Here is a 26,440-nt window from a genome sequence, read left to right on the forward strand (position 1 = left end):
ACAACTGAGTATAGACAATAGGTTGATATTCTTCAACTTATTTTACGCTAAATGCATAACCTTTATTTTATTGATATACTGAGCCCATGAAACAAAACTACTCGTTAAAAGAAAAGTAGTGTAGAACATAATAACTAACACGAAAGGATTCCTATGGCAAAAGTAATGGCTGGTATGACCATGTCACTAGATGGTTTCATTAATGATCGAAATGGAAGTGCACAAAGCCTCAGCCCAGACTTCGACGAACTGCTTGCATCTTCTTCATTTAAGGAAATGCTCGAAAATACAGGTGCGGTTATCATGGGCAAAAATACCTATGAGATGGCAGATCCATTCCTGTGGATTAACGATGACTATGAATTTCAGGTTCCTCTTTTTATCTTGACCAATGAAGTACCAGAAAAGTTTCCTAAGGGTAATGGAAAACTGACTGTCACTTTTGTAACGGGTGGTATTGAAAGTGCCATTACACAGGCAAGAAATGCAGCTGGTGATAGACTTGTTCAAATTATAGGTGGCGCTGACACTATTCAGCAAAGTCTTAACTCAGGAATGTGCGACGAACTGCAGATAGACATCATGCCAATTCTTCTTGGAGGTGGGCTAAGACTATTTGAAAACATTGATACACAGTCTATAAAACTCGAAAGAGTTTCAGTAGATACGGTTACTTCTATGAGGACGAGTATGATGTTCAAAGTCTCAAAAACACCGCAGAGTATGTAGAGAAGCTGCATGGCCAATATTTTAAGCTCGCGTATAAAAATTTGTCATTCGAGCTATACTGACACTATGAAACCTGAGTACCAAATACTACCCTTTGAAGATGCCACTTTGTGGCGAGCATGGCTTGATAAAAACCATACTACTAGTGACGGCGTATGGATGCGTATTTATAAAAAAGCCTCAGGTATTACATCTGTCACGTATGCCGAGGCGCTTGACAATTCACTATGTTACGGATGGATAGACGGCCAGAAAAAATCGTACGATGAACTATCTTTTTTGCAAAAATTTACGCCTAGGCGAAAACGAAGTATGTGGTCAAAGCGAAACATTGAGCATATCGCACGACTCAAAGATGCTGGCCTTATGATGCCAGCAGGCTTAGCTGAAATCACCAGAGCTCAAGAAGATGGTAGATGGCAAGCTGCTTACGATGCACCAAGTAACATGACTATTCCAGATGAATTTCTTAAAGAAATTGAAAAGTATCCGCAGGCACGAGAGTTTTTTGAAACACTGAATAAAACACATAGATATGCCATAGCGTGGCGCCTTCAAACGGCTAAAACAGATGCAACCAGGGCTCGACGTCAAGCTAAGATTATTGCAATGCTCGGCGAGCAAAACTTTGTCTAAAATCTAAACAGTAGTCCGCAGTTTATGTTGTTTCATCAGTAACTTATAGTCTGCATCGTTTTTTGCTGTTTCATAACGATGGTAGAATATTCTTGCCGACTCTGCTTTGATTGGATCTTCCTTTGTTCTCGGTAATTCGTTACGTCCATGCGATCCACTTTGTCCCTTTTTATCATCTGGAACTGATCCATCATATTTCTTGCCACCTTTATGATTTGCATATCGACGTGAGCGGGTGTACCCCATCTGGAGAAACTTTCGTGCCATATCCATACCAACAAAATCATCCTGCTTTTTATATTCATAAAACTTTGCAAGTATTTTATCAGCAGAAGCCTCCGCCTTATCCGGTGTTGCAAATTTCCAGTAGGGAAGTAGTTCACTTTTATATGGTTCTACCAGCAAAACACCTTGTTCGCCGCGGCCCACGATGTACTTTTCGGGAAACTTTCTGAAGTCAATATTCCAATCTACGTCTTTGTAGTTCATATATAAATTATATCTTAGAAAACGGTTCCCAAAGTTCGACTTTGTTGCCTTCTGGGTCGAGCACCCAGCCAAATTTCCCATACTCTCCTTCATCGAACTCTCCGATGACATGACAGCCTTCTTCGCGGAGAAGGGTGAGAAGACCTGTGAGATCTGCTACTAAGTAATTTACCATAAAGGGTGACGTACTTGGCGAGAATGATTCATCATCTACAGGTGCGATACGCCATGCAGTTGCCTCGCCAGCAAGTTTACCGTCTTTCTGTTTCCAATCAAATGCAGCTCCACCCCAATCCTGCACGTCGATACCCAGATGTAATTTATACCAATCCTGTAGCGCTTTTGGATCTTTAGCTTTGAAAAAAATACCACCAATGCCTATAACTCGTTTCATATTAAAACTATAGCACTATAGTAGATTTAAAGCAGATACGACCTAAGAGAATAGATAAAAGCAGAGCATTATTATGCTTATCTCGCATAATCTTGATAAAATAGAAGTATGAGAAAAATAATTGTACTATCTTTTATTACACTTGATGGGGTCATGCAGGCACCTGGCGGACCAGATGAAGACATATCTGGAGGATTTAAATATGGGGGATGGACTGTGCCTTATTTTAATGAGGCTGATGACGCGGCAAATGAAATGATGGAAAAACAAATGAAGTCAGCCGATCTTCTTCTTGGTCGGAGAACGTTTGACATTTTTGCCGCATACTGGCCAGCTCACGCGGACGAATGGCCTGGCATTAATGACGTAACGAAGTACGTCGTCAGTAACACAGTAGACAAATCAGACTGGCAGAACTCAGTATTTCTAAATAATGTCGATGACATTAAAAAACTGCGAGACTCTGAGGGCTCCGATATCCAGGTACATGGAAGTGGTAATATGATTCAAACACTACTGAGGCATGATTTAGTCGACGAGCTATGGCTCAAAACATTTCCAATTGTACTTGGTTCAGGGAAGCGTCTCTTTGCTGAAGGAACCATGCCTGCAGCATTCACTCTCATTGAAAGTTTCGTAACACCAAATGGTGTCATTTTTGCAAATTACAAACTAGACGGTGAAGTCAAGACTGGTTCATTCGTATAAATTTTCTACGGACACAGCAAGATATTGATTTTATTCTATAAATATGTTATCATATATTCTATCTGCAAAGATAGGACAAGCGTCTCCTTTAGGCGCTCGCAAAGAGAGGCATCAGTATGACAACGCTTCGCTTCCAGGAGCTACGGAGAGGTGAGGTGACGCCGAAGTACTTGGCGGACATCAATCACCTTCTGCCGCAGCTCTCGTCCACTGCCGTTCCGTGTAACGACATGTGGATCGAGGAGATGTACGACAACAGCACCCGTCTCTTCGTTGCCATCGATGGTGACACGATCGTGGGCACGGTACTCTTGGTACCGATGGTCATTCTCGTCGGACAGAAGGACTGGATCGAGGACGTCGTCATCGACGAGAAGTATCGTCGCCAAGGAGTCGCCAGCGCACTCATGGACATGGCAGAACGTGCCAGTCGGGAGCGTGGCGCTACGAGCATCAATCTCACGTCCAATCCGGATCGTGGTGGTGCTCGTCAGATGTACGGCGAACGTGGCTACATGGTTCGTGATACCGGTGTTTTCCGCCTGGTGCACTGAGACCCACAAGGTCTAATAACCCCGCTATCTAAGGAGGCTCCTAAAAAGTGAGCCCCGTTGGTAGCGGGGTATTCACTTTTTAAAGTAAATTTATACCACTCAGATTCAAGAAAGGCTTCATTCGGAGCCTATTTTTATACTCAGGAATAAATAAGAATTGAAGAGTAATGTATATAGAGAAGGAGATAATTTTATGCACAATTATCAGATGATGAATGGACATGGCGTTGACTCAAGTTGGGGATTTGTAATGATGCTCCTTTGGGCTGTAATTATCGCTGGAATAATACTTGTTATCGTGCGGTTTGCGAGAGGGCATGAACATCGTGGTGTATCACCACGTGGCCAGGATGCGGTGGACATTGTCAAAGAACGCTACGCTAAAGGTGAAATAGATAAAGAACAGTTCGAACAGCTTAAGAAGGATCTTGCTAAGTAATTGTCACTGCGTGCAGATATAACGAGACCAGTACATATAATAGTCAGAATAGGAATAGGAGTTATCCAATGATTGAAGCAAAAGCACGCGCAGTATTTAGTCCTGAAGGTAAATATGAGAAAACTATCATTCGTCGACGAGACGTCAGACCAAAGGATGTTTTAATAGATATTAAATTTGCTGGAATTTGCCATTCGGATATTCATACAGTACGGCAGGAATGGAGTGACGATGTCGTCTATCCTATTACACCAGGCCATGAGATTGCTGGAATTGTTAGCAAAGTCGGAGACGCAGTCACGATGTACAAAGTCGGTGACCGAGTTGGTGTTGGCTGCATGGTAGATTCTTGCGGTGAATGCGAATATTGTCTTCGAGGGGAAGAGCAGTTCTGTGTTAAAGATAGTGTCGGAACGTATGATGATACGGATAGATTTGGTAACAATGAGCAAACTCAAGGTGGCTATTCATCATGCATTGTTGTCAAAGAAAACTTCGTTATTGGCATACCTGAAGGAATAGAGCTTTCAAAAGCCGCACCGCTCCTTTGTGCTGGTATAACAACCTATTCGCCACTTCATCACTGGAAGGCTGGCCCTGGTAAAAAAGTCGCTATCGTTGGACTCGGTGGGCTTGGGCATATGGCCGTAAAAATTGCGCATGCAATGGGTGCAGAAGTAACTGTTCTATCGCACTCGGAAAAGAAGCGTGACGACAGCCTCAAGTTTGGTGCCGACAATTACTACGATACTAGCAAGGAAAATACACTTGAAGATCTCGAAAGTACATTTGACTTGATCATAAACACAGTCAGTACTGCCTCAATGGATGTTAGTCCCTACTTAAAGACGCTTAAAGTAGATGGGACAATGGTCAACGTGGGAGCACCTGCAGACCCTGTTCCAGTAGACATCTTCGCGTTACTAGGTGGACGCCGCTCATGGGCAGGCTCACCAATAGGTGGTATTAAAGAAACTCAGGAAATGCTTAATTTTTGCGCAGAGCATGGTATTAGTGCGGATATAGAGCTTATCACTGCTGATGAGATTGACGATGCATATGAGCGTGTCCTAAATTCAGATGTGCGCTATCGATTCGTAATAGATTCATCCACACTTTAGATCGTATAAAGTGTCAAACAAAAAAACAGTGCTCACGAATGTGGGCACTGTTTTATATGAGCGATAGACTATAGTTCTGAAACTGACGAGATTTTAAATGTTGCAGTCTTTAGTGCTTCGAGCTTAGTGCTTTCCACGTATTTGAATGCTTCTAAGTCCTGTGACTGAGTTGAGCCAAGTTTATCGACAGATATTGTATCGTCAACGATGCGGTTTCCGGCTGCATCTACTGCTTCGACTTTAATATAGTATGATTTTGCTTCGCCGAGTTTATTTGTAACTTTTACGGGTAGTTTTGTTGTGACAATACCGTATTCTCCTTCAACTGCAGAAAAGGTTCCAAGGGTTACATCAACATCTTTACCAAGAATATCCGCAGTTGCATCACCTGACATTTTATCAAGTGATTTATTGGCTTCTTTGGATGCACCATCTAAAACACTGCTATAAAATGATTGGCTTGCAATAACAATAATGAATGCAAGTACAGATAGAATGATCGCAGCGATTGCCATTCCCTTGCCGCGTCGTTTAGACTTTGTTGTGCCAACGAGTCCAACAATACCAAACACCAAACCTATAACTGCGAGAAATGCAGCAAAATTGTTAATGATTGGGATAGCAGATAGTAAAAGAGCAATAATCCCCAGGATTAGCCCAACTAAGGCAGCTGTCGATAATTTCTTAACTGTTACTTGTTTCGTTACTTCTTCCATGTGACTCCACTCCTTGTTTAACTATGTGATTTGATTATATGCTATTTTTGAGTTATTCAACTAATTATCAGGTGTATGTAATCTATATCTTTAATTCAATAAAAATAGCATCTATAAAACGCTTATTGATACATTTGATATAGTTATAAGATGATCAAAAATACATCTCAAAATTTCAATATCGCGACTTTCTCAATAGTCGCGAGAAGCAAAGACGGTCAAAGTTTTGGTGTTGCAGTTGCAAGTAAATTTCTCGCGGTAGGGAGTTACGTACCGGCAGCAACAGTTCACGGTGCACTTGCAACGCAGGCAAGTACCAACATGGGTCTTAGGACTGAAGGAATGAATATGCTCGAAGAGGGTGTGTCGGCTGAAGAAGTTCTTAAGATATTTTTTGAGTCGGACTCAAAAAGAAACTTACGACAAGCTGGTGTTGTTGACGCCAAGGGTTTATCCGCTACATACACGGGTGAAGATTGCCAACCATGGGCCGGTGGTCATGCAGAAGCACACCCAAGTGGATCATTTGCCATTCAAGGAAACCTTCTCGCTGGCCCAGAGGTTGTTGAGTCTATGGTTGCAGCATGGTGCAACTCAGACACCGGCCTTAGCCTTGCCTGGCGTCTTATGGCTGCACTAGAAGCAGGTCAAGCAGCGGGTGGCGATAGTCGTGGTGATCAGGCGGCAGCACTATATGTCGTAGAGAAAGACAAAGGCTTTGAAGGTACATCGGACATCGCTGTCGATCTTAGGTGTGATGATTCAAGTGAACCAATTAAAGAGTTAAAACGACTGCTCCAACTGCACGACGAGCTCTTCAAATAATAAAAATATATACGAAGAATTCGAATATTAATAGTGCGACGATGGGCAAGCTCATATACGCGTTACTAAAGAGCGCTAAAACAACACTCGATGATATGATCATCCACTAAAGCACATACGAATATTATTCGCTATAATTAGTAGTATGCCACGTAAAGCTCGTCAGTCACATTCAGCTGCAGATTTCGATCTTGATGTTCTTTCAGGAGACATGGATATGTTTCGTTGGTTCCTGCTTTGTTATCTTTTAGGGAAACCTATTCAGTCAGTCGTTGCGGTAAAAACATGGCAACTTTTTATTGAAGAAAAACTCGATACACCGTGGGCAATTGCCGAAGCCTCAGACTACAGGCTTGTCAGTGTGCTGCATGAAGGCGGATATACGAGATATCAGCATGTCGTTGCACATGGGCTGCAGGTCTGTATGGAGCGACTTATACGTGAATATGATGGATCACTGTATCTTATGCTTGAAAGTAGCATGGATGAGGATGAGTTTTCAAAGAGAATTCAAAAACTGTATGGTGTTGGTCCAAAGATAGCAGAAATATTCATGCGAGAGACCGAAGAAGTATTTGCACGCAGGGTTGAGTAGTAGATCAATCTAACTCATTACATTATGGATACATAGAGTATATTATTATATAATGTTTATCTATGTCTATCGCTCTTCTTTTTATTTTCTTTGCAGTCATATTTATCTGTGCCTTCTTTATTATCTCGGGCTTTAGGGGTGCAGTATGGGTACCCGCGTTTTCTAAGGATTTAATACTTATTCAGCAGCAACTTCGATTAGAGGCTGGTATGAATGTTTATGAATTTGGCTGCGGGGATGCAAGATTTTTACGCCAGGCAGCCCGAAGAGGAGCGATCAGTACCGGTTACGAAATTAACCCAGTTATGGCTCTCATTGCTAAATTTTTGTCATATCGTGCAAACGTCACTATAAATATCGGTGATGCTTGGGGCAAATCATTCCATTCAGCCGATGTTGTATTTGCTTTTCTCATGCCAGAATATATGGAAAGACTCGCACAGAAGATGAAAAAAGAGCTGATGCCTGGTGCGACAGTTGTCACGTATGTTTATCCACTGCCAGGTATGCAGCATTATCTTTTTGAAGGTAATGCATACTTTTATAAAATACCGTAGTGGCACGATTTTATAATTATTCCAAACATCTTTATCATAAGAGCTATTGTATTTAGTGGCCGATGTTTGGGATACTTATGTGTATGGACGAGCAGGCCGCACCTATACCTAGAATGTTCAATACCTTAACTCAGAAGGTTAGTTTCGTATATAACAAAACACACTGGTTTACAGATAAAGAAGCTTGGACGCTATATAGGATAGTCGCATTTGGTGAAGCATTTGGCTGGACGCTACTCATTAGTGCCATCACTTATAGGGCATTTCATTTACCTGGGTATGCGATTGCAGTCAGTATTGCTGGCATGACACATGGCTTATTCTTCTCTCTATATTTTCTCTTTGTATTTCTCACTGCACGGAGTATGAAATGGGGATTTTGGCGAATGTCAGGGGCACTCGTTACTGGGATTGCACCATATACATCGCTTATATTTGAAAAGATTATGGCACGTGATCGAAAAAAACGACCAATCTATGTAGAGCCACCGGAAGATATTTAGATAAAACTCGCAACGAGATCAGGGCGGAGCAGTGGCAAATGGTGTCCACCAGCAACGCTTGTAGTTGTGATGTTTCCACTCAGTGTGTTGAGCTTTCCAAGGTCCCTGATATATCCAATACGATCATCAAGTCCAGAAAGAATAACGGTGGTTGCCGTTACAGCAGCAAGGTCTGCCTCAATTTTTGCAGAATAAATAACATTACGTAAACTGCGTAGGCGGGAAGCAGCTGTACTTTGGAAAATATATGTACGACGAGATGCTGCACCATCACCAACTTTATTTGGGAGCAGTCGGAGGACAGTAATTAATTTAAAAAGTCCCATGACGATCGTATTAAGACCGGGTCGGAGGCCAATCTTATAAAAGATATTGGTACCCATAATTTCTTCTCTTGCTAGTTTTGCATCAAGGAATATAGGCATATTTGTAAGAAGTAGTTTACTTACTTTTAACGGATGAATACTTGCATAGCGTAGAGAAACGAGTGCGCCCATCGAGTGACCAACAAGTGTAAATGGTTCGTCAATACCAATACTGTCGAGTGTCGCATTGATACTCGCCATATGAGCATCATAGTCATAGCGGCTACAGCCTGGTTTTGGTGATTTACCAAATCCAAGGAGGTCAATACTAATCACTCTGTGTGACTGTGCTAGAGTATCACTCACTTGCGCCCAGTATCGTGAGCTTGCCATATAGCCATGGAGCAAAACAACAACAGAGCCGTGTCCGATATCTTGATAATTGAGTAGTTTTGGTGTCTTCATATACACATCTTAGCAATTTACGTAAAACATTTATGTAATATATCTTACAATGACGCAATATCTTTAAAAATATAATTATTATCATCTATAACACCTTAGAGATCAAATATAATTATTGCTATTATTTAACATTTATGTTATTATAAATTAACTTTGTAGAAGATTTATTTCTCCAGAGTGTATTGACAACTAGGCATAAGAAATCTCTCTATACTTCAATGACGACGGTAAACGCCAATCGTCAACACAGTTCAGGAGGCAACATGTACAGCAAGACAGAAGTACACGTTCGACCCATCACGGCAGTCGGGAATTTTCCGATTGCCAACAGGATCGTGAACCGCTACCTCATGGTGGCTGCGAATTTCATTCTCGCAATGCTGCTCGGATGGGTGATGTTCGTCGGAGTTGGGTTGTGGCTGGTGCTCTATCTGGTCAGCCTGCCGCTCCATGTAGTTTTCAGGGTGTGTGGACGTCAGGGTTTTCTCCGTATCGGAGGAAGCCTGATGTATACCTTGAACTCGCCGAAGGTGGCGTTCAGCAAGAAGTAAGAGTTGAGGACGCTGTAAAGTAACGTGACGCGTGGACATTGGTTCATAGCCACGGGACTTTATCCGTGTCTATTCAAGTGTCTACGCGTCATAGTTGCTCCACAAATGTGTATTTGTGCTGATGAGTCTAAAAAGACGAAAGCAACCCTGGAAAAAGTCATACCTACAATGGATATATATCGGGTATACTAACTATAATGACAAAAATAAACAAAAGTATTGCTGCTCTTACGATCGGTGCACTAGGTGTTGTTTTTGGAGATATCGGAACGAGCCCACTTTACGCGCTACAAGTTGTATTTGGGCAGCAGGGTCAACATCTAGCCGTTAGTCAGCTGAATGTATACGGTATTATTTCACTTGTTATTTGGTCGATTATCTTAGTCGTCTCAATTAAATTCATCGGATTCATTATGCGAGCAGATAACGAAGGTGAAGGTGGTATCATGGCCCTTGTCTCACTCGTAAAAAGCACGAATATTCGTGCAAGATATAAGTGGTTTTTCATTACAATCGGCCTTATAGGGGTTGCACTATTTTATGGTGATAGCGCTATTACACCCGCGATTTCAGTACTATCTGCAGTCGAAGGCCTCCATGTCGTTGCACCAAGTCTTGGTTCATTTATACTTCCAATCACCCTTATTGTTCTTATAGTACTTTTTTGGATTCAAAAATACGGGACAAATATTTTAGGAAAGCTATTTGGTCCTGTTATGCTACTTTGGTTTATCACAATAGCCCTTGGTGGCGGTTGGCAGATTTGGCAACATCCCGGCGTCCTACAGACACTTTCTCCTCTTACCGCGATCGACTTCTTTATTGCGCAGCCATTTTCTGCGTTCATTGCAATGACGGCAGTGGTACTTGCTATTACGGGTGCGGAAGCGCTCTATGCGGATATGGGACATTTTGGTCGTCGACCAATCGCAAAAGCATGGTTCTTAGTTGTGTTTCCCGCACTGGCACTTTGTTACATGGGGCAGGGCGCCCTCATTTTACATAGTCCTGACGTGAGTAGTAATCTACTCGTCCAGCTATTTCCAGGAGCAGTGCAAATACCTGTCGTTATTCTCGCGACTATAGCGACAATTGTCGCTTCGCAGTCTGTCATATCTGGAGCTTTCTCGCTTACCAAACAAGCCGTTCAACTCGGCTTTCTTCCAAAGATGTTGGTAAAACATACATCCGATCGCGCCATTGGCCAGGTGTACGTACCACTGATTAATTCAATACTTTTTGTGAGTGTCATTCTTCTGGTCATATTATTTGGTTCGTCAGACAAGCTAGCGAATGCCTACGGTATTGCGGTGAGTGGAACACTTGCAGCTGATACTATATTATTCCTTGTAGTTCTTCGAACGATATGGCGCAGATCGAAAACTGAACTTGCTGTACTGGCGGTCATATTCCTTTCTGTCGATCTTTTATTTATCTCGTCAAATCTTACAAAGATATTTCACGGGGGACTATTCCCAGTTATCATCGGAGTATTTGCTTTTCTGATCATGAGTACCTGGCTTAAGGGCGGAAAGATTGTTGATGCTGAGCGCATTCAGATGGAGGGACCACTCCAAGGTTTTATAGATAAAATTCATGCAATGAAGCCAGCCGTAAAAAGAGTCCCAGGGGCGGCGGTTTTCATAGGGCATCATTCGACTCTCGCTCCGCTGGCATTACACGCAACCGTTGAAGAATTTCATGAACTACCAGAAAAGGTTGTTATTGTTTCAGTTCACCTGACAACTGCAGCACATGTGCCTAAAGAGGAACGTGCAGTATTTGAAGATCTTACGTTTAGAGACGGCATTAGTCATGTGACGTTATCCTATGGCTTCCACGATAGTATCAATATTCCAAAAGCTTTAAAAGCGATACGAAGACTCAACGGAGAACTTGATTTTAATCCCGATACAGCCACCTATATTGTTTCGAGTAATAATGTTGTGTACACGAAGAGAAGGAACCTTGCGAGGTGGCGGAAATCTATATATGGCTTCATGTCAAAAAATGCCATGAGCGTTAGTGACTACTATAAACTACCAATTGAACGCACCGAAGAGATGAGGATTTCTATTAAGTTATAATTTTAAACTTTGGTATGATCTTAATATGACTAAAACAGGAATAAGAACTGGAATATTACTGCACGTATATCACTTAGGCGCAATTGGCTGGGAAAAATTTGTCTGGGGTGATCCAGCAAGTAATCAGCTTGGTACGCTTACAAAATTTGTCGATACTCTACTTGATATTCCTTATGACCAGGATGTAAAGTCTATCGTATTTAGTGGTCCATCTGAAAAAGAGGGACTTATTGAAGGCGCGTATACGAAACGCTATCTTATTGATCGTCTCGATCAACTACGTCGTTTTAGTACTTTAAACGAAAAAATTATTCTTCTAAGTGATGAACAATATAGTATTTTTCTTGAGAGAGTACATGCTCTAACGGTTGGTCCTGTTATTAAAAATACGCTAGACGAAGTTATTCATGCTGCTGAGTATTTTAATCACGACACAGCCGCTCAACACGTTATCCAAATAGCAACACCGAGTCACGCACCGCGCTGTCTACAAAATCAACTCATCGCAAGACGTGAGTTACATATACCAAAAACACAGCTATGGTACGTTGCAGCAAGTGATGTCTGTTTTGATGGTACGACAATCGAAGACGTGGTGATACTTGAACCACCACACAGGGGAGATGATCCTATGTCCGGCTTCAGCCCTAATCTTGCATCAGTTATAAAGTCGTATTTTAAATTAGAGGCAAATCACAAGAAAGATCTTATACGTACGATTCAAGATACACTAACGAGATTTAAAAAATAGTTTGGTGTTAAGAGGTAATTGTCTGACAAACTATTTTAATGTATAATCGTCTAAGCATCTACGCTAGTTGTGGCTCTTTAGCTCAGTTGGTAGAGCAGGGGCTTGAAGAGCCCTGTGTCCCCAGTTCGAGTCTGGGAGGAGCCACCAAAGAAAAAACCTAACCTTTACTGGTTGGGTTTTTTCTTTGATCACATGACATTATTTCTCATTCCGCTATAAATCATCTACAATGATAAGCAATATGTTCAAAAAGCTAATCCAGAAAAAATTAGAAAAATATGTCAAAGCATATTTTAAAAAACATCCAGAAGTAAAACTCGTAACTGTCACTGGTAGTGTCGGTAAAACAAGCACAAAGATGGCAATCGCAACAGTACTGTCGCGTCGCTATAGAGTGCGTCTCCATGAAGGAAATCATAATACTGATGTCAGCGCACCACTCGCAATCTTAGGTATCGAGTACCCAGGAAATATTCACAGTATCGGCGCTTGGCTATCTGTTTTTTCAGCTGCAAGACGTCGTATTCACGAACCAACTGATACAGATATTATTATTCAGGAACTAGGATCTGACCATCCAGGTGAAGTTGCCCATTTTGGTACCTACCTACTACCAGATATTGCAGTTGTTACTGCCGTCTCTCCTGAACATATGGAATTTTTCGGAACGATTGAGGCAGTAGCACAAGAGGAATTAACCGCAGCTAATTTTGCAAAACTCGCTATGATCAACCGTGATGATATTGACGGTAGGTTTGCGAACTTCCTTACAAATTCTAATATTGATACATACGGTACAACAGCTGCTGCTGAGTTTCGTTTTGAAGAAGAAGACTTTACACTTCAGGCTGGCTATACCGGTTCTCTTATCAGCCCTGATAGTGCAACGCCAATCCCAGTTCAAGTTCACGTAGTCGGAGAGCATAGTCTTCGTGCTGCCGTTGCAGCTGCAGCTGTTGGTATGAAACTAGGACTTGGCCCTGAGGAGATTACAGCAGGGCTTGCCGCAATTCATGCTGTACCAGGACGTATGAATCTTCTTCATGGCATCGACGACACTCTCCTCATCGATGATACGTATAATTCCAGCCCACTCGCTCTTAGCTCGGCACTTCAAACACTTTACAGTCTACAGGTTCCTCAGAGAATCGCAGTACTCGGGAGTATGAATGAATTAGGCAGTGTATCAAGTGCTGAACACCAAAAAATTGGGGCTATGTGTGACCCGAGTCTTTTATCATGGGTGATTACTGTAGGCGAAGAGGCAGAAAAATACCTTGCACCTGCTGCTCGTGCTCGTGGATGTCAGGTGAAAAGTTTCCACTCAGCCATTGACGCTGGTGGGTTTGCAAGAAGTGTTCTTGAGCCAGGTGCGGCAATTCTTCTCAAAGGTTCTGAAGGCAATATCTACCTGGAAGAAGCTGTTAAAGTTCTCTGCGTGATGAGTGCTGATCATGAACTTGTTCGTCAGACTCCGGCATGGATGAAGATAAAAGACAACTTCTTTTCAAAATTCGCGTAGTGAATCATTACTGGTTATGTTAAGCTAAAATCAATAATATAGCCGGAGAACTAATCGTGGATGATACAAACAAGCCTAATTTTAATGAAGATCCGTCGGATCAATCACTTGATGCTGAGCCGTCAACTGTCTCGTTCAATACGACACCAGTAGAGCAAAATGCACCATATCAGGCTCCTGACGTAGCGACTCCTGCGGCAGCTCCATTTCAGCCAGCGTCTACCACAGTAGTACCCGTGGCACCGGCAGAGGTAGCTCAGCCCAGCCAGCCAGTACCGACAGTACAGCCAGCCCAGGCACCTACTCAGTCTGCTTTTGGTAATTCTAGTTTCGCATCTGCACCTTCTCCATTGAACACAGTCTCAACTTTGCCACCAAAGAAGTCGAAAAAAGGCCTCATAATCGGCGGCATTATTGCAGCTGTCGCCATTGTTCTTATTGGTACTGGTGTTCTTGCATATAACTTCTGGTTCCAAAATCCTGATAAGGTGATCGTTGATAGTATCATCAATGCATCAAAAGCAAAAACAACTATGCTAAGCGGCCTTATTAAGACAACTGGTCAGGATAAAGTTAGTGTCGTATTCGATGCACAGACAAAAGATAGCTCAGGACTACTCAACGTTAAGGTGACATTCAACTCTGACGGTAAAGATATTACTGTCGAGGGCTCTGGTATCGTTGATAAAGACAACAATCTTTATATCAAAATAAAAAATGTGAAGCAGCTTGTTGACCAAGCAATTGGAGCAGAGGTTTCCGTACCATCAATTGATGCACTTATTGCAAAAGTTGATAACAAGTGGATTAAGATCACGACAGATGACATCGGTAGCTACAACGAAGATGCTAAGAAAGCTAAAAAATGTATCGATGATACATATGCCAAATTTAAAGACGACAATGCTGCAATAAGTGAAGTCACTGACATATTCCAAAAGAATAGATTCGTTGTTGTTAGTAAAGAACTTCCAAGTGAGAACGGCAGTCTTGGTTATGAAATCACATTTGACCAAGCAAAAGTAGACTCATTCGGAAAAGCTGCAGTAAACACAAAGATATACAAGCAGCTTCATGATTGTGACCCAGCATCATTCCCAAGTGACTATACTCCAAGTACAGCTACCGATAGTAAAGGGACTTCCAAAGCGCAGCTATGGATCAGTAGGTGGGGACATGAGATAACAAAATTCACCGCTGATGACGATAGCGACGGTACAAAAACTCACGTTGAATTGTCACCTGTATTTAATAAATCGGTAACGATCGACACGCCAAAAGATTTCGTTACATTTGAAGAACTCAAAAATGATATCTCCAATTTGTTTACAGAAAACTAGATAATGCTTACAGATCCGCTCTCTGTCATAAGAGAGCGGATTTTGTTATACTGTGAAAAGTATGATGCGCTATAACCCTTCAGAGATTGAACCTAAATGGCAAGCAGCCTGGGACGAACAACAGGCTTATGTTGTTGCCGATGATCCATCGAAACAGAAAACATATGTTTCTGGTATGTTTCCATATCCAAGTGGTGCTGGAATGCACACGGGTCACGCATTTAGTTACTCAATCGTTGATGCAATTGCTCGTTTTCATAGGGCGCATGGTAAGAATGTCTTGAACCCAATGGGGTGGGATACATTTGGACTCCCTGCAGAAAACTATGCTATTAAAACAGGTACTGCGCCAGCTGAAATAACGAAAATTAATACAGACAACTTCAAAAAACAATTCCGCCGCATGGGTGTTAGTATTGACTGGACGAGAGAAATTAATACGAGTGATCCAGAATACTATCGCTGGACACAGTGGATATTTACAAAGTTTTTTGAACGTGGACTTGCGTATCAAAAAGAAAGCCTGCAGTGGTGGTGCCCAGTTGATAAGACAGTTCTTGCAAATGAACAAGTAGAAGGCGGCAAATGTTGGCGCTGTGGTACGGAAGTCGTAAAAAAATCCATGAACCAGTGGTTTTTTAAGATAACTGACTATGCGGATGCGCTCCTTGAAGAAATCCCTGACCTCGATTGGCCACAGAAAATTAAAACAGCTCAGACGAATTGGATTGGTAAATCTGAGGGTGCCGAAATCAAGTTTCGTTTAGATGTTAAAGACACGTTAAAATTCACACCAGAACTAACAAAGTTGATTCAGGATGGGAAGAAGTGGTCTACTATTCGACTTGAACCAAAAAATCTCAATGCTGGTGATCTTGTGGGGCTTTCAACAAGGCACAGTGAAACCGAAGTATCGCCGTTTTCTGTCGCAAAAATTAACTCGATTCAAACGATGAAGCTTGGTGATATTGCGCTAGATCTTGATGGTCACGAGCCATTTGCTACGAAAGAACAACAACTAAATAGTTATAAGAAATATTACGGTGAATCAGTTGATTTTGAAACCGTATTTACCATTTACGATTTTAAAACCATCAACGATACAATCACCGTATTTTCTACACGACCAGATACTCTTTTTGGGGCAACTTTTATTGTTCTTGCACCTGAACACCCACTTGCACGAGAACTTGCAACTGACGAATATAAAGAATCTGTCGACGCGTATGTTACAGGAGCAGTAAAAAAATCTGAAATTGATCGAATGAACGATACTCGTGAGAAAACGGGAGTGAGCACAGGTAGCTATGTCACAAATCCAATTAACGGAGAAAAGATTCCTATTTGGATCGCAGACTATGTCCTTGGAGGCTATGGCACTGGAGCTGTTATGGCCGTTCCGGCACATGACGAACGAGATTTTGCTTTTGCAGAAAAGTTCAACTTACCAATCATTGAAGTGATTCAAAAACCAGATAATACCGAAGAGACAACCTACCATGGTGAAGGTCCACTTATAAACAGTGGTATATTTGACGGTATGTCGACAAGCGATGCACGCGAGGAAGTTGTCGCCTGGCTTGAACAGCAGGGGGTTGGTTCGAGTAAAACAACGTATAAAATGCGTGACTGGCTCATTAGTCGTCAACGCTATTGGGGAGCGCCTATTCCAATTATTCACTGTGAAGAACACGGTGCTGTTGCGGTGCCCGAGAATCAGCTGCCTGTGCTACTCCCAGATGTGAAAGATTTCGCGCCGAAAGGTGATGGTAAATCGGTACTTGCGAGTGTTCCTGAATGGGTAAATACGACATGCCCAACATGTGGTAAACCTGCAAGGCGCGAAACAGATACGATGGATGGCTATGCATGTAGTAGTTGGTATTTGCTTCGCTATAGTGACCCACATAACGCTGAGGCGGCTTGGGATCCTGCAAAAGCCAACTATTGGTCTCCTATAGATTACTATGTTGGTGGCGACCATGCAGTAGCTCACCTTCTATATGTCCGTTTCTGGACACACGTCTTCAAAGATATGGGACTTGTCGATTTTAAAGAGCCCGTTAAGAAGTTAATTTACCATGGCTACATCAATGCTGAAGATGGCACTAAGATGAGTAAATCAAAAGGTAATGTCATTGACCCTCTTGATGTTATCGATCAAGGATATGGAGCTGATGCGCTTAGAACCTATCTTCTATTTATGGGCCCAATCGAGCTAGATGCTCCATGGGACTCACGTGGCATTGCAGGAATCTACAGATTTCTTAACCGTGTCTGGACATTATCACAAGAATTTGAGCAATCAGATAAAACATTCACTGGTAATGACAATGCAGTTATTCGTATCCAGCACAAGACGATAAAAAAAGTAACAGATGACTATCATCGCCTTAGTTTCAATACCGCAATCTCAGCGCTCATGGAATATGTAAATGAGCTCTATAAACTAAAGACAGATGGTTTTAGTGAGACCGTGTGGCGCGAGGCACTTTCGACACTTGCGCGTCTCATTGCTCCGTTTGCACCGCACATGGCAGAAGAGCTATGGCAGCAATTTGGTCATGATGGACTCATTCACCAGTCCGGCTGGCCATTATGGGATGATTCGTTAATTACGAGCGAAACGATCGTCGTCATTGTTCAAGTCAATGGAAAGTTACGTGCGAAATTAACATTTGCAAAAGATGCTGACGAAGAAACCGTTAAAAATACCGCACTGACGGATCCAAACGTTCAGAAGTTTACAGACAACAAAAAACCAGCCAAGGTAATTTATATACCGGGCCGGCTAGTAAATATAGTCGTATAAGTTGTCTTTCGACAAGTGAGAGCGTGCGGACGAAGGGTGACAATTGCGCCACCCTTCGTCCTAGTTCAGACTCGGTCGCGGTGACCGTAGGTACCGAAGTACCCGGTCGTGCCTTCGCGTCGAAGCGTCGACAGCTTGCGCTGACGGCTTCTTGCGACACCTATGCAGATCGAGATGATGACCGACCCTACGAAGATTGCAGCCAGGATGGCGACAGTCATCGAGTTGTAGGGGCGGATCTCACCGCGTCCAGCCCAGTAGGAAGTTGCCTCCCTGTGGGCGATGATGCCCGTACCGATCATCGTCACGATGATGGCGAACGTCACACGGATCTTGAGACTGTTCGATCGGATGCTCATTGCGGTAATCCTTTCGGTTGCTCTCACTTGTCGAGGTTCATCTGAACTCGACGTGCAAGAGTGTTGCTGCGGAGTACTTCAGATGTATTCATTATAACACTTATGGTAAAATATGTCAATATCCTATTGAGTATATCCGTTAAAACCGTTATAATAGCTACCAGATTTTAATAACAGTAACCCTAGAAGGAGATTCACTTTATGGGACAACCAAAAAAGCAATCTAGCCCCCGTAAAACTGGTACTCGTCGTAGTCACTTAGTGCTAAAGTTAGCTCGACGTGTCAACGGAAGTTCACCAGTAAAAGTTCGCACAACAAAGCGCGAAACTGGCAAAGTCGTTAAAGCTGCCTAGTAGCTTCTATAAACATTCCTTAAAAACAAACTAATATCAGAAAGAACCAACTATGGCCTCTAATCGTCACTTAGGACGAATCGTCGCTCTCCAAACACTGTATGAATACGAATTCCGTGTTCAGTCAGAGGATAGCTCGGTCGACGTTGATGAAATTCTACGCCGAGGTATCGAGCGCTATGAGTCAACCCTTGATGACAAATCATTTGTCGAGGAACTAGTTCGTGGTGTCATCGATAACCAGCCAGAATTAGATGCCAAGATTCAACCAATTGCGCCTGATTGGCCAATTGATCAAATTGCTCGCGTTGATCGCTCGATTCTTCGTATTGGCCTTTATGAGTTGCTTCATCGTGCAGACGTTGTCCCACCTAAAGTGGCTATTAACGAAGCTGTCGAACTCGCTAAAGCTTTTGGTTCTGATAATTCAAGTAAGTTCATCAACGGTGTTCTGGGCACCGCGTATCGAACCCTTGTAGAGGTAACACCAGATGCAAGCTCCGAAGTTTGATCAGTTCAAGAAGTACTTTAATCGGAAAAAACCGTCTATTCAAGAGGTCGTACGCGAACCTACCGCTGGTGGTATCGTATTTCGTCGAGATAAAGATGGTGGTGTCGAGATCCTTTTAATTCAAGATGCAAAAGACCGCTGGACTATTCCAAAGGGCCACATTGAAGAAGGTGAGAATGCGCAGCAAACTGCAAAGCGTGAAATTGGCGAAGAAGCTGGGCTGACTGAAACCGATATTCTTGGATGGCTTGGTAAAATCCATTTCCGTTATCGTCGTATCGATAAACTCGTTCTTATGACGACTCAAATCTACCTAGTTCGCGCTAAGGGTGATACGAATGCTATCCAAAAAGAAGAATGGATGAACGGCATTAAATGGTTCAAATTTCACGACGCACTCGACGTAATTGAATACGAAGACATTGGTAAACTCATGCTTCTTGCCATGAAGCGCATTAGACAGGAGAATTTATGACCGGTATGCTTATTACACCATATCAAGATTTTGCCCGTGATGTTCTTGGGTTCGAGTTTAAGAATATAGACTACCTTATTACTGCTCTGACGCACCGTAGTTATGTTAACGAGCATAAGAAGAGTGTTTCTGAACATAACGAACGACTTGAGTTCCTAGGTGACGCAGTACTCGAACTCGTTGTAACAGATTTCCTATTCCGTACGTATGATGAACAAGAAGGTATTTTAACAAGTTGGCGTTCATCACTTGTTAGAACCGAAAGTATCGGCGAGGCAGGTGAAAAGCTTGGCTACGAGTCACTACTGCGAATGAGTCGTGGTGAAAAGAACGGTAGTACACGTGCACGCCAGCAAATTCTTGCAAACGCCTTTGAGGCAGTTATTGGTGCAATTTATCTCGAACGCGGCTATGAGGATTCAGCTACCTTCATCCATACACACATAACATCAAAACTCGAGACCATTCTAGAGTCAGGAAGTTGGCGTGATCCAAAATCACATCTTCAAGAAGTCTCTCAGCGGCTTGATAACCACACTCCAGTCTATAAAGTGATTGAAGAAATCGGTCCGGATCATGACAAGATATTTACACTAGGCGCATTTGTTGGCGATAAGTTGATGGGTAAAGGAACTGGCCCAAGTAAACAGGCGGCACAGCAAGAAGCGGCTCGCGCCTCTTTAATAACCTATGAAAAGCGCCAAAAACAGATTGACGATACACCAAAAACAGTGTAGACTTGTACAAGAACTTATATAAAGTCTAATTACTAACGAAGGAAATTCATTTTTATGCTCGCAATTCGATTGCAACGTGTTGGCCGTAAAGGCTACCCTATCTACCGCCTTGCGGTTCAGGAGGCTCAGCGTCATCCATCTAGTGGTCGTGTTGTCGCTTATGTCGGCACATACAACCCGCACACTAAAGAATCAAACGTACAGGTAGAGCTTGCTCAGAAATACCTCGACAATGGCGCACAGCCAACTCCACGAATCGTAAAGCTACTTGATGCAGCTGGCGTTAAGCTACCTAACTGGGTGAAAAAAGCTGATTCTAAATCAAAACCTATCAAGAACGCTGAAAAACTTCGTAAAAATCAGCCAAAAGAAGAAGTATTCGCTGAAGAAGCTCCTGCTGCTGAAGAAGCAACAGAGTAAACTATTTCACGCTAATAATCTTAAATGCCCGCTTCTGCAAGCGGGCATTTTTCGTGCTACAATAGCACTACGATAGTATGTTAGTGAGACCACAGTGGCAATGGAGGGCACCGAAATGTCAACAATAGACCAACAATTCATAGAATATATCGTAAAATCTCTCGTCGGACATCCTGATGATGTCATCGTCGAGCGTGTTATTGATGAGAAAGGCGTATTACTGTCTTTGACCGTTAATCCTGAAGATCTTGGCCGAGTTATTGGTAAAAGAGGCGTTACGGCTCAGAGTTTACGGACACTACTTCGCGCACTTGGAACCAAAAATGACGCGCGCTACAATCTTAAAATTGTTAACAATGATGAGGAACGTGAAAACTATTCTCACTCGTCGGATAACACCGAAAGCGAACCTGTGAAAAACTCACCAGAGGAAGTTGTGGAAAACGAGTCTAGCCTTGCAAAAAATACTCGAAAAGAGCTTGCAGAACTAGATGACTTAGATATATAATCATAAACAGTTCGAAGAACACTTGAACTGCGAGAAATGAGCTCATGCGAGCAACATGCATAATTGTTGAGAGCTTTATATGTGTCACGAATACCCGCCAGTAATGGCGGGCTTTGTGATTTCTGAAATATTTGTGAATTGTCGCAACCAAATTTCTTAAATAAATTAAGCACTTTGGTTGCGAACAGAGGAGAAATGACTCTGGTCGCAACCGGCTGGATGACCCACTTGGCGCTTTTCAGCGGATGAGTTGGTCGTTGAGGCCGGGGTGACGCTCGCCACTGGTGGCCAGCATGATGATGCCGAACAGTGCCAGGACGCCAAAAACAGCCAGAGTTACTGCGAGTTCGAAACTCATGTTCATTCTCCTCTGTGAGGACAGTTACGAGTCCGGAGTGGCCTCGTATACTGTACACGCATGCTTAAATCATAAGGTAAGCAAAACGTAAATGTATATTAACATAATAACAATAAAAAGTCAATACTTATCATATTACAATAGCCACAATTATCGATACTAATCAATAATTCTGGCTATTGCCCGAGATTCCACCCCGAACTCTAGCTTATAGCGAATTCGGGATGACGCCCTCGGGCGGCGGGTTCTACTGGCAACCGCAGTCCGTTTGGTTGCAAGCTGCTTCGAGATCGGCGGCGAGAATGATCCTGGACGCATCCAGGACGACATAGTCATCTTCTTCGACATGCGTACCGTCTTCCGACAACTTCAGGATGAAGGTGTCGAGTCGACGACCTCCCTGGCCGTAGACGATCACGACATCTTCGGAATCATGGCCCCAGGTCGTGAATGTGAACGGGCCTTCGAAGTAGGAAGTGCCATGTGAACATGTCACGACCTCGACGTAGAACTCCACATTCTCTTCGAGGAGTTCAGCACCGGAGATGCTGCAAGGGACAGTAGTACTGGGAGACATGAATAGTCCTCTCATATACTCAAGTAGGGCTTTTCGCCCAAGTTGACTTGAGTGAAAAGTTATACATACTTTATCATATATAGACAAACTGGTCAATAGACTGTACAATATAACAGATGAGAAAATTCCAAGTTATCACACTATTTCCTGAAATGTTTGACGGTGTGCTCAACAATTCAATGATGTGGAAAGCCCAAGATAAAAATGTGGCTGATTTTTCTATGGTTAATCTTCGTGAGTTCGGCCTCGGGCCACGCCGCACAGTTGACGATACGCCTTACGGTGGAGGTGATGGAATGTTGTTAAAACCCGAACCTCTCTTTGCTGCAGTTGAACTTGCTAAAGAAACTGATCCAACAGCTAAAGTACTTCTTATGACACCTCGAGGGCTTCGCTGGAAGCAGTCAGTGGCTAAAACATATGCTGAGCAAGATCATGGCTACATCTTTATCTGTGGCAGGTATGAGGGCTATGACGAACGAATTATGAGTATTGTCGATCAATCTATTAGTGTTGGGGATTATGTCCTTACTGGCGGAGAGTTGCCCGCAATGACTATTATCGATAGTATTGTACGTTTAATTCCGGGTGTCCTTGGCGGTGAAAATAGCGCAGCCATAGAGAGTTTTAGTGATGGTGAGACTTTAGAATTTCCACAATATACCCGCCCTGAAGACTTCAGGGGCATGAAAGTACCAGGAGTGCTCATCAGTGGTAATCATGCTTTGATCGCAAAATGGCGAAATGAAAATTCATTCAAAGCAGATTAGAAATTTAAGACAATTACTACACAAAATAAATACACCTCAATGACGAGGTGTATTTAAGTTGTGGTGGTTTATCGTAGAGCGATTTGTGTCACAATTTATTTTTTGGAGTTATGTTTATTTTTGTAACTTTCGCTAGTCATTACTGTACATGGTAGCGTCCTAAAGCACAAGTACATTAATAAAAATAACAACAATCTAGCGCACCGGATTATCAGAGAGTATACTACAGACATGAGCATATTCGTAAATGTAAGCAGTGGAGTCGCGCCAAAGACTGATAGCGTCCGTAAGATTTCTTTATTATTTGCAGGCATATTAGTTGTCATGGCCGTGGCACAACTTTTTACTTATGAAGATTTTCCAAGCTTAATTAAAAGCTTTTTACTACCAACTGGTGATAGATTTGCCTATCTTCTAGCGGCACTCATTGTCTCATTTGAAGTCTTTGCTGTGCCGTTTCTTCTAGGTATGTCCGTTAGCCCTCTTATGCGCTGGTTGAGTATGATTTGTAGCTGGGCTGCTGCGGGTATATGGATATTTATTAGCCTGTGGCTTAACTTTACAAATGGCATCGTCACGTCAGCCGGACTATTAGGTGCGACAGTTAAGCTACCGAGTGGTTGGTGGACAGTCTTTTTTAGTCTTGCACTAGGTGTTTTAGCAATATGGGCTAGCTGGGGCATGTGGCCTGGACATCCCAAGAAGAAATAGTTGCCTCACTCATTTCCTCAACGTATGATAAAGATAACCTAAGGAGGTGATTCACATGGAACAAATAAACAAACTACAGCTCACTGTTGCAGAGTGGCTTAAAGATGTACCGCATTTGCCAGTAGAGGTACGTAAATGGATTGCTCAAAATATTTGGTGGATTACAATTGTTGGTGTTGTTTTCGGAGCTTTTGGTATTATAGGTGCACTTCTCGCTGTTGCGGTTGTTGGTAGTGTCTCTACCGCACTAGGCGGTGTCGTCGTCGGCGCAGCATTAACTGGAACGCTGCTTATCGCTACATTTGTATCCCTCGCTCTTCTTATTATTACTGTCATTTTAGAATCAATGGCTATTAAACCACTCAAGGTACTAAATAAAAAGGGATGGGATCTATTATTTCTCGTCACAATTGTCAGTCTTCTATTCGGGCTTGTATCGGCACTCATTAGAATCGATGTAGTTGGTGTTATTACAAGCGTACTCAGCGCAGGAGTAAGTAGCTATTTCCTGTTTGAAATCATAGGCTACTTTAAGACAGTTGATCATAAAAAGGGTGCTCGAAAACCTATCGTAACCATTACAAAGTAACGTATGCAGAGATAATAAAAATGACCGGTGTAACCGGTCATTTTTATTACACTGTCGTTTTATTACGAAATAGTCTCGTTGCAACTGGTATAGCAACAATGAGTATTCCGAGGCACCATGCAACTGCGATCCAGCCATGGTTACCGATCGGTGTTCCAAGCATAAGTGCGCGCACAGCTTCTATGATTTGAGTAATAGGCTGGTTAGTCGCAAAGAACTCAAGATACTTAGGCATTCCTGCAGTCGGCACAAATGCACTACTTGCAAATGTGAGAGGAAATATAATAATGAAGGTTAACCACTGTACTGCCTCAACACTTTTTGCGACAACTCCCATGATAGCCATAAGCCAAGAGAAAGCGAGAGTAAAGAGCATGATAATCCCAGCGATAAGTAGCCAATCGGTCACGCTTGCATTGGAACGAAATCCTATAATTAACCCAACAATAACCATAACAATTGTCGACAGTCCGTTACGTAGGAGGTCGGAGATAATATGACCATTTAGTACAGCTGCTGTCGACATTGGTAGTGAACGAAACCTATCAACGATACCTTTTTGAAGATCATTACAAATAGCAATGGCGGTTGTCGTTGATCCAAATGCAACTGTTTGTATAATAATACCTGCCATTAAAAAGTCGAGATAGCCAACTCCCTTTGGTAATGAATTTGATATGGCACCACCAAAGACTGCTGCAAATAATACCAAAAACATAATTGGCTGAAAAAATGTTCCAAGAAGCTGGTCCATGTTACGCAAAATATGCGTACTACTCCGCTTGATCATAATGAACGAGTCATTAATCGCCATGATTGCTTTAGGCTTTGTTTCAAATTCAAGTTTTACTGGCATTATTTTGTCTCCTTGACTGCTTTTTTGGCACTATTCTGTTTGCCCGTAAGGGATAAGAACACGTCGTCGAGCGTTGGTTTATGGATTTGAAGATTCGTAACTTCTATTCCTGAATCTGAAAGTGTGTTAAGCGTCTTTCGAACATCTTTATCCGTATCTTGGATGACAACGGTGACCGAAAATTCCGCGAGGTTAGTTTCAACGACATTTTTACCGAGCAATTTGGCTGCTCTTGAAAATGTATCCTCGTTTTTAAATGTTACTTCAAGTCGGTCTTTACCAATCTTTGCTTTTAGCTCAGCACTTGTCCCTTGGGCAATAACCTTACCTCCATCGATCACGACAATTTGATCTGCTAACTGATCTGCTTCTTCGAGATATTGGGTCGTAAGGAGTATGGTCGTACCATTTTCGAGAAGTTTCTTTATTATATTCCACATCGCAAGTCGAGAACGTGGATCAAGGCCTGTCGTAGGTTCGTCTAAGAAAATGACTGGTGGTGCCGCGATAAGGCTTACAGCCAAGTCGAGGCGGCGTCTCATACCGCCCGAGTAGGTCTTTGCTGGTCGTTCAGCAGCCTTAACGAGATCGAACTCTTCAAGTAGTTCCTGTGCTCTCGCTTTTGCGCTAGCTGGTGTCAGTCGGTATAAACGACCGACCATGATAAGATTTTCGCGGCCAGTAAGTAGCTCATCGACTGCAGCAGATTGTCCTGTAAGGCCAATGACACCGCGGACTTTGTCTGCATGATCTTTGACGTCGTAGCCTTCGACAATCGCACTTCCACTATCAAATTTAAGTAACGTACTAAGAATACGAACAGTTGTTGTTTTGCCTGCGCCGTTTGGTCCAAGCAGTGCCAGCATTGTCCCGCGACGTACGCGTAGATCAATACCTTTTAAAACTTCATTTTTGCCATATGATTTTGTAAGGCCTTTTGTTTCAATAACGTAGTCATTTGTTGGCATAAGATTCCTTAAGATACATATAGTTAATTATTGTCTCAATTGTACCAAGCCGAGTGAAAGGGCGCTAGTAGGGGAGAATGGATGATGAACAGACAATATACAGATTTACATAAACATGATATACTATAATTAACAAGTGGTTATCACG

General features: G+C 42.6%; 33 protein-coding genes and 1 tRNA gene. 26 read left to right on the forward strand and 8 right to left on the reverse strand.

Translation table 11 applies throughout. The annotated features are described in order from the left end of the window. The first annotated feature begins 153 nt into the window (after positions 1 to 153). Both ABIS22_00770 and ABIS22_00775 read left to right on the forward strand, forming a co-directional pair. Positions 154 to 729 (forward strand): dihydrofolate reductase family protein, encoded by a 576-nt coding sequence (locus tag ABIS22_00770; protein ID MEO7740428.1) that lies wholly within the window; start codon positions 154 to 156, stop codon positions 727 to 729. A gap of 66 nt (positions 730 to 795) precedes the next feature. Next, positions 796 to 1,365, forward strand: a complete 570-nt coding sequence (locus tag ABIS22_00775) for a YdeI/OmpD-associated family protein (protein MEO7740429.1) — start codon at positions 796 to 798, stop codon at positions 1,363 to 1,365. A 3-nt stretch (positions 1,366 to 1,368) separates the two neighbouring features. Here ABIS22_00775 and ABIS22_00780 read toward each other — a convergent pair whose 3' ends face one another. Beyond that, the gene (locus ABIS22_00780; protein MEO7740430.1) at positions 1,369 to 1,854 is read right to left on the reverse strand and encodes a DUF4385 domain-containing protein; all 486 of its coding nucleotides are present in this window, start codon (positions 1,852 to 1,854) and stop codon (positions 1,369 to 1,371) included. Positions 1,855 to 1,861: 7 nt separating this feature from the next. Then, positions 1,862 to 2,248: a VOC family protein gene (locus ABIS22_00785; GenBank protein MEO7740431.1), complete on the reverse strand. Its 387-nt coding sequence runs from the start codon at positions 2,246 to 2,248 to the stop codon at positions 1,862 to 1,864. Between the two features lie 108 nt (positions 2,249 to 2,356). Here ABIS22_00785 and ABIS22_00790 point away from each other — a divergent pair, with 108 nt between their 5' ends. The 4 genes from ABIS22_00790 (at position 2,357) to ABIS22_00805 (ending at position 5,070) form a co-directional block, all read left to right on the forward strand. Further along, a complete protein-coding gene (locus tag ABIS22_00790) occupies positions 2,357 to 2,956 on the forward strand; it encodes a dihydrofolate reductase family protein (protein ID MEO7740432.1) in 600 nt (199 codons plus the stop codon). A gap of 116 nt (positions 2,957 to 3,072) precedes the next feature. Continuing rightward, complete coding sequence (locus tag ABIS22_00795; protein ID MEO7740433.1) at positions 3,073 to 3,510, forward strand: GNAT family N-acetyltransferase; 438 nt, start codon at positions 3,073 to 3,075, stop codon at positions 3,508 to 3,510. 193 nt (positions 3,511 to 3,703) lie between these two features. Further along, positions 3,704 to 3,949 carry an SHOCT domain-containing protein gene (locus tag ABIS22_00800; protein MEO7740434.1) on the forward strand — a complete coding sequence of 82 codons (246 nt, stop codon included), beginning with the start codon at positions 3,704 to 3,706 and terminating at the stop codon, positions 3,947 to 3,949. A gap of 68 nt (positions 3,950 to 4,017) precedes the next feature. Continuing rightward, positions 4,018 to 5,070: an NAD(P)-dependent alcohol dehydrogenase gene (locus tag ABIS22_00805; GenBank protein MEO7740435.1), complete on the forward strand. Its 1,053-nt coding sequence runs from the start codon at positions 4,018 to 4,020 to the stop codon at positions 5,068 to 5,070. Positions 5,071 to 5,138: 68 nt separating this feature from the next. Here ABIS22_00805 and ABIS22_00810 read toward each other — a convergent pair whose 3' ends face one another. Next, positions 5,139 to 5,786 (reverse strand): DUF4190 domain-containing protein, encoded by a 648-nt coding sequence (locus ABIS22_00810; protein ID MEO7740436.1) that lies wholly within the window; start codon positions 5,784 to 5,786, stop codon positions 5,139 to 5,141. A 150-nt stretch (positions 5,787 to 5,936) separates the two neighbouring features. Between ABIS22_00810 and ABIS22_00815 the strand changes: the two genes are divergently transcribed. The 4 genes from ABIS22_00815 (at position 5,937) to ABIS22_00830 (ending at position 8,266) form a co-directional block, all read left to right on the forward strand. Further along, positions 5,937 to 6,611 carry a DUF1028 domain-containing protein gene (locus ABIS22_00815; protein MEO7740437.1) on the forward strand — a complete coding sequence of 225 codons (675 nt, stop codon included), beginning with the start codon at positions 5,937 to 5,939 and terminating at the stop codon, positions 6,609 to 6,611. Between the two features lie 145 nt (positions 6,612 to 6,756). Then, positions 6,757 to 7,206: a DNA methylase gene (locus ABIS22_00820; GenBank protein MEO7740438.1), complete on the forward strand. Its 450-nt coding sequence runs from the start codon at positions 6,757 to 6,759 to the stop codon at positions 7,204 to 7,206. Between the two features lie 62 nt (positions 7,207 to 7,268). Beyond that, positions 7,269 to 7,763, forward strand: coding sequence for a methyltransferase domain-containing protein (locus ABIS22_00825; GenBank protein MEO7740439.1), 495 nt, complete (start codon positions 7,269 to 7,271; stop codon positions 7,761 to 7,763). Between the two features lie 83 nt (positions 7,764 to 7,846). Continuing rightward, a complete protein-coding gene (locus ABIS22_00830; GenBank protein MEO7740440.1) occupies positions 7,847 to 8,266 on the forward strand; it encodes a DUF3817 domain-containing protein in 420 nt (139 codons plus the stop codon). On the opposite strand, the gene ABIS22_00835 is transcribed toward ABIS22_00830, so the two are convergent. Continuing rightward, positions 8,263 to 9,036 (reverse strand): alpha/beta hydrolase, encoded by a 774-nt coding sequence (locus tag ABIS22_00835; GenBank protein MEO7740441.1) that lies wholly within the window; start codon positions 9,034 to 9,036, stop codon positions 8,263 to 8,265. The genes ABIS22_00830 and ABIS22_00835 overlap by 4 nt on opposite strands. Before the next feature lie 218 nt (positions 9,037 to 9,254). Between ABIS22_00835 and ABIS22_00840 the strand changes: the two genes are divergently transcribed. The 7 genes from ABIS22_00840 (at position 9,255) to leuS (ending at position 18,099) form a co-directional block, all read left to right on the forward strand. Beyond that, a complete protein-coding gene (locus tag ABIS22_00840; protein MEO7740442.1) occupies positions 9,255 to 9,587 on the forward strand; it encodes a hypothetical protein in 333 nt (110 codons plus the stop codon). 197 nt (positions 9,588 to 9,784) lie between these two features. Then, complete coding sequence (locus tag ABIS22_00845) at positions 9,785 to 11,674, forward strand: KUP/HAK/KT family potassium transporter (GenBank protein ID MEO7740443.1); 1,890 nt, start codon at positions 9,785 to 9,787, stop codon at positions 11,672 to 11,674. A gap of 25 nt (positions 11,675 to 11,699) precedes the next feature. Beyond that, the gene (locus tag ABIS22_00850) at positions 11,700 to 12,425 is read left to right on the forward strand and encodes a hypothetical protein (GenBank protein ID MEO7740444.1); all 726 of its coding nucleotides are present in this window, start codon (positions 11,700 to 11,702) and stop codon (positions 12,423 to 12,425) included. 71 nt (positions 12,426 to 12,496) lie between these two features. Then, positions 12,497 to 12,572: transfer RNA gene (locus ABIS22_00855), tRNA-Phe, on the forward strand. A gap of 94 nt (positions 12,573 to 12,666) precedes the next feature. Continuing rightward, complete coding sequence (murF, locus tag ABIS22_00860; protein MEO7740445.1) at positions 12,667 to 13,947, forward strand: UDP-N-acetylmuramoyl-tripeptide--D-alanyl-D-alanine ligase; 1,281 nt, start codon at positions 12,667 to 12,669, stop codon at positions 13,945 to 13,947. Positions 13,948 to 14,003: 56 nt separating this feature from the next. After that, positions 14,004 to 15,287 (forward strand): hypothetical protein, encoded by a 1,284-nt coding sequence (locus tag ABIS22_00865; GenBank protein MEO7740446.1) that lies wholly within the window; start codon positions 14,004 to 14,006, stop codon positions 15,285 to 15,287. A 61-nt stretch (positions 15,288 to 15,348) separates the two neighbouring features. After that, a complete protein-coding gene (gene leuS, locus ABIS22_00870) occupies positions 15,349 to 18,099 on the forward strand; it encodes a leucine--tRNA ligase (GenBank protein ID MEO7740447.1) in 2,751 nt (916 codons plus the stop codon). A 65-nt stretch (positions 18,100 to 18,164) separates the two neighbouring features. Here leuS and ABIS22_00875 read toward each other — a convergent pair whose 3' ends face one another. Continuing rightward, positions 18,165 to 18,458 carry a hypothetical protein gene (locus ABIS22_00875; protein ID MEO7740448.1) on the reverse strand — a complete coding sequence of 98 codons (294 nt, stop codon included), beginning with the start codon at positions 18,456 to 18,458 and terminating at the stop codon, positions 18,165 to 18,167. A 201-nt stretch (positions 18,459 to 18,659) separates the two neighbouring features. On the opposite strand from ABIS22_00875, the gene ABIS22_00880 reads away from it, so the two are divergent. The 6 genes from ABIS22_00880 to ABIS22_00905 all read left to right on the forward strand — a co-directional run bounded on the left by ABIS22_00880 (position 18,660) and on the right by ABIS22_00905 (position 21,463). Then, positions 18,660 to 18,812, forward strand: a complete 153-nt coding sequence (locus tag ABIS22_00880) for a hypothetical protein (protein ID MEO7740449.1) — start codon at positions 18,660 to 18,662, stop codon at positions 18,810 to 18,812. Positions 18,813 to 18,864: 52 nt separating this feature from the next. Continuing rightward, positions 18,865 to 19,323 carry a transcription antitermination factor NusB gene (gene nusB / locus ABIS22_00885; GenBank protein MEO7740450.1) on the forward strand — a complete coding sequence of 153 codons (459 nt, stop codon included), beginning with the start codon at positions 18,865 to 18,867 and terminating at the stop codon, positions 19,321 to 19,323. Further along, the gene (locus tag ABIS22_00890) at positions 19,304 to 19,798 is read left to right on the forward strand and encodes an NUDIX domain-containing protein (protein ID MEO7740451.1); all 495 of its coding nucleotides are present in this window, start codon (positions 19,304 to 19,306) and stop codon (positions 19,796 to 19,798) included. Before nusB ends, ABIS22_00890 begins: the two co-directional genes overlap by 20 nt. Beyond that, positions 19,795 to 20,535, forward strand: a complete 741-nt coding sequence (gene rnc, locus ABIS22_00895; protein MEO7740452.1) for a ribonuclease III — start codon at positions 19,795 to 19,797, stop codon at positions 20,533 to 20,535. Before ABIS22_00890 ends, rnc begins: the two co-directional genes overlap by 4 nt. Before the next feature lie 54 nt (positions 20,536 to 20,589). Then, on the forward strand, positions 20,590 to 20,955 hold the full coding sequence (rpsP, locus tag ABIS22_00900) for a 30S ribosomal protein S16 (GenBank protein MEO7740453.1): 366 nt from the start codon (positions 20,590 to 20,592) through the stop codon (positions 20,953 to 20,955). Positions 20,956 to 21,070: 115 nt separating this feature from the next. Next, positions 21,071 to 21,463, forward strand: a complete 393-nt coding sequence (locus tag ABIS22_00905) for a KH domain-containing protein (protein ID MEO7740454.1) — start codon at positions 21,071 to 21,073, stop codon at positions 21,461 to 21,463. Positions 21,464 to 22,068: 605 nt separating this feature from the next. On the opposite strand, the gene ABIS22_00910 is transcribed toward ABIS22_00905, so the two are convergent. After that, positions 22,069 to 22,494, reverse strand: coding sequence for a hypothetical protein (locus tag ABIS22_00910; protein ID MEO7740455.1), 426 nt, complete (start codon positions 22,492 to 22,494; stop codon positions 22,069 to 22,071). A 20-nt stretch (positions 22,495 to 22,514) separates the two neighbouring features. Between ABIS22_00910 and trmD the strand changes: the two genes are divergently transcribed. From trmD to ABIS22_00925, 3 genes are all read left to right on the forward strand, one after another. After that, positions 22,515 to 23,168, forward strand: a complete 654-nt coding sequence (gene trmD / locus ABIS22_00915; protein ID MEO7740456.1) for a tRNA (guanosine(37)-N1)-methyltransferase TrmD — start codon at positions 22,515 to 22,517, stop codon at positions 23,166 to 23,168. Between the two features lie 231 nt (positions 23,169 to 23,399). Then, positions 23,400 to 23,879: a hypothetical protein gene (locus ABIS22_00920; protein MEO7740457.1), complete on the forward strand. Its 480-nt coding sequence runs from the start codon at positions 23,400 to 23,402 to the stop codon at positions 23,877 to 23,879. A 55-nt stretch (positions 23,880 to 23,934) separates the two neighbouring features. Further along, positions 23,935 to 24,468 carry a hypothetical protein gene (locus ABIS22_00925; protein ID MEO7740458.1) on the forward strand — a complete coding sequence of 178 codons (534 nt, stop codon included), beginning with the start codon at positions 23,935 to 23,937 and terminating at the stop codon, positions 24,466 to 24,468. A 46-nt stretch (positions 24,469 to 24,514) separates the two neighbouring features. Here ABIS22_00925 and ABIS22_00930 read toward each other — a convergent pair whose 3' ends face one another. Next, complete coding sequence (locus ABIS22_00930; GenBank protein ID MEO7740459.1) at positions 24,515 to 25,324, reverse strand: ABC transporter permease; 810 nt, start codon at positions 25,322 to 25,324, stop codon at positions 24,515 to 24,517. Beyond that, complete coding sequence (locus ABIS22_00935; protein MEO7740460.1) at positions 25,324 to 26,292, reverse strand: ATP-binding cassette domain-containing protein; 969 nt, start codon at positions 26,290 to 26,292, stop codon at positions 25,324 to 25,326. The genes ABIS22_00930 and ABIS22_00935 overlap by 1 nt, the downstream gene beginning before the upstream one ends. Positions 26,293 to 26,440: the final 148 nt, after the last annotated feature.

Source organism: Candidatus Saccharimonadales bacterium (assembly GCA_039928925.1).
Classification (GTDB): domain Bacteria; phylum Patescibacteriota; class Saccharimonadia; order Saccharimonadales; family Saccharimonadaceae; genus UBA6022.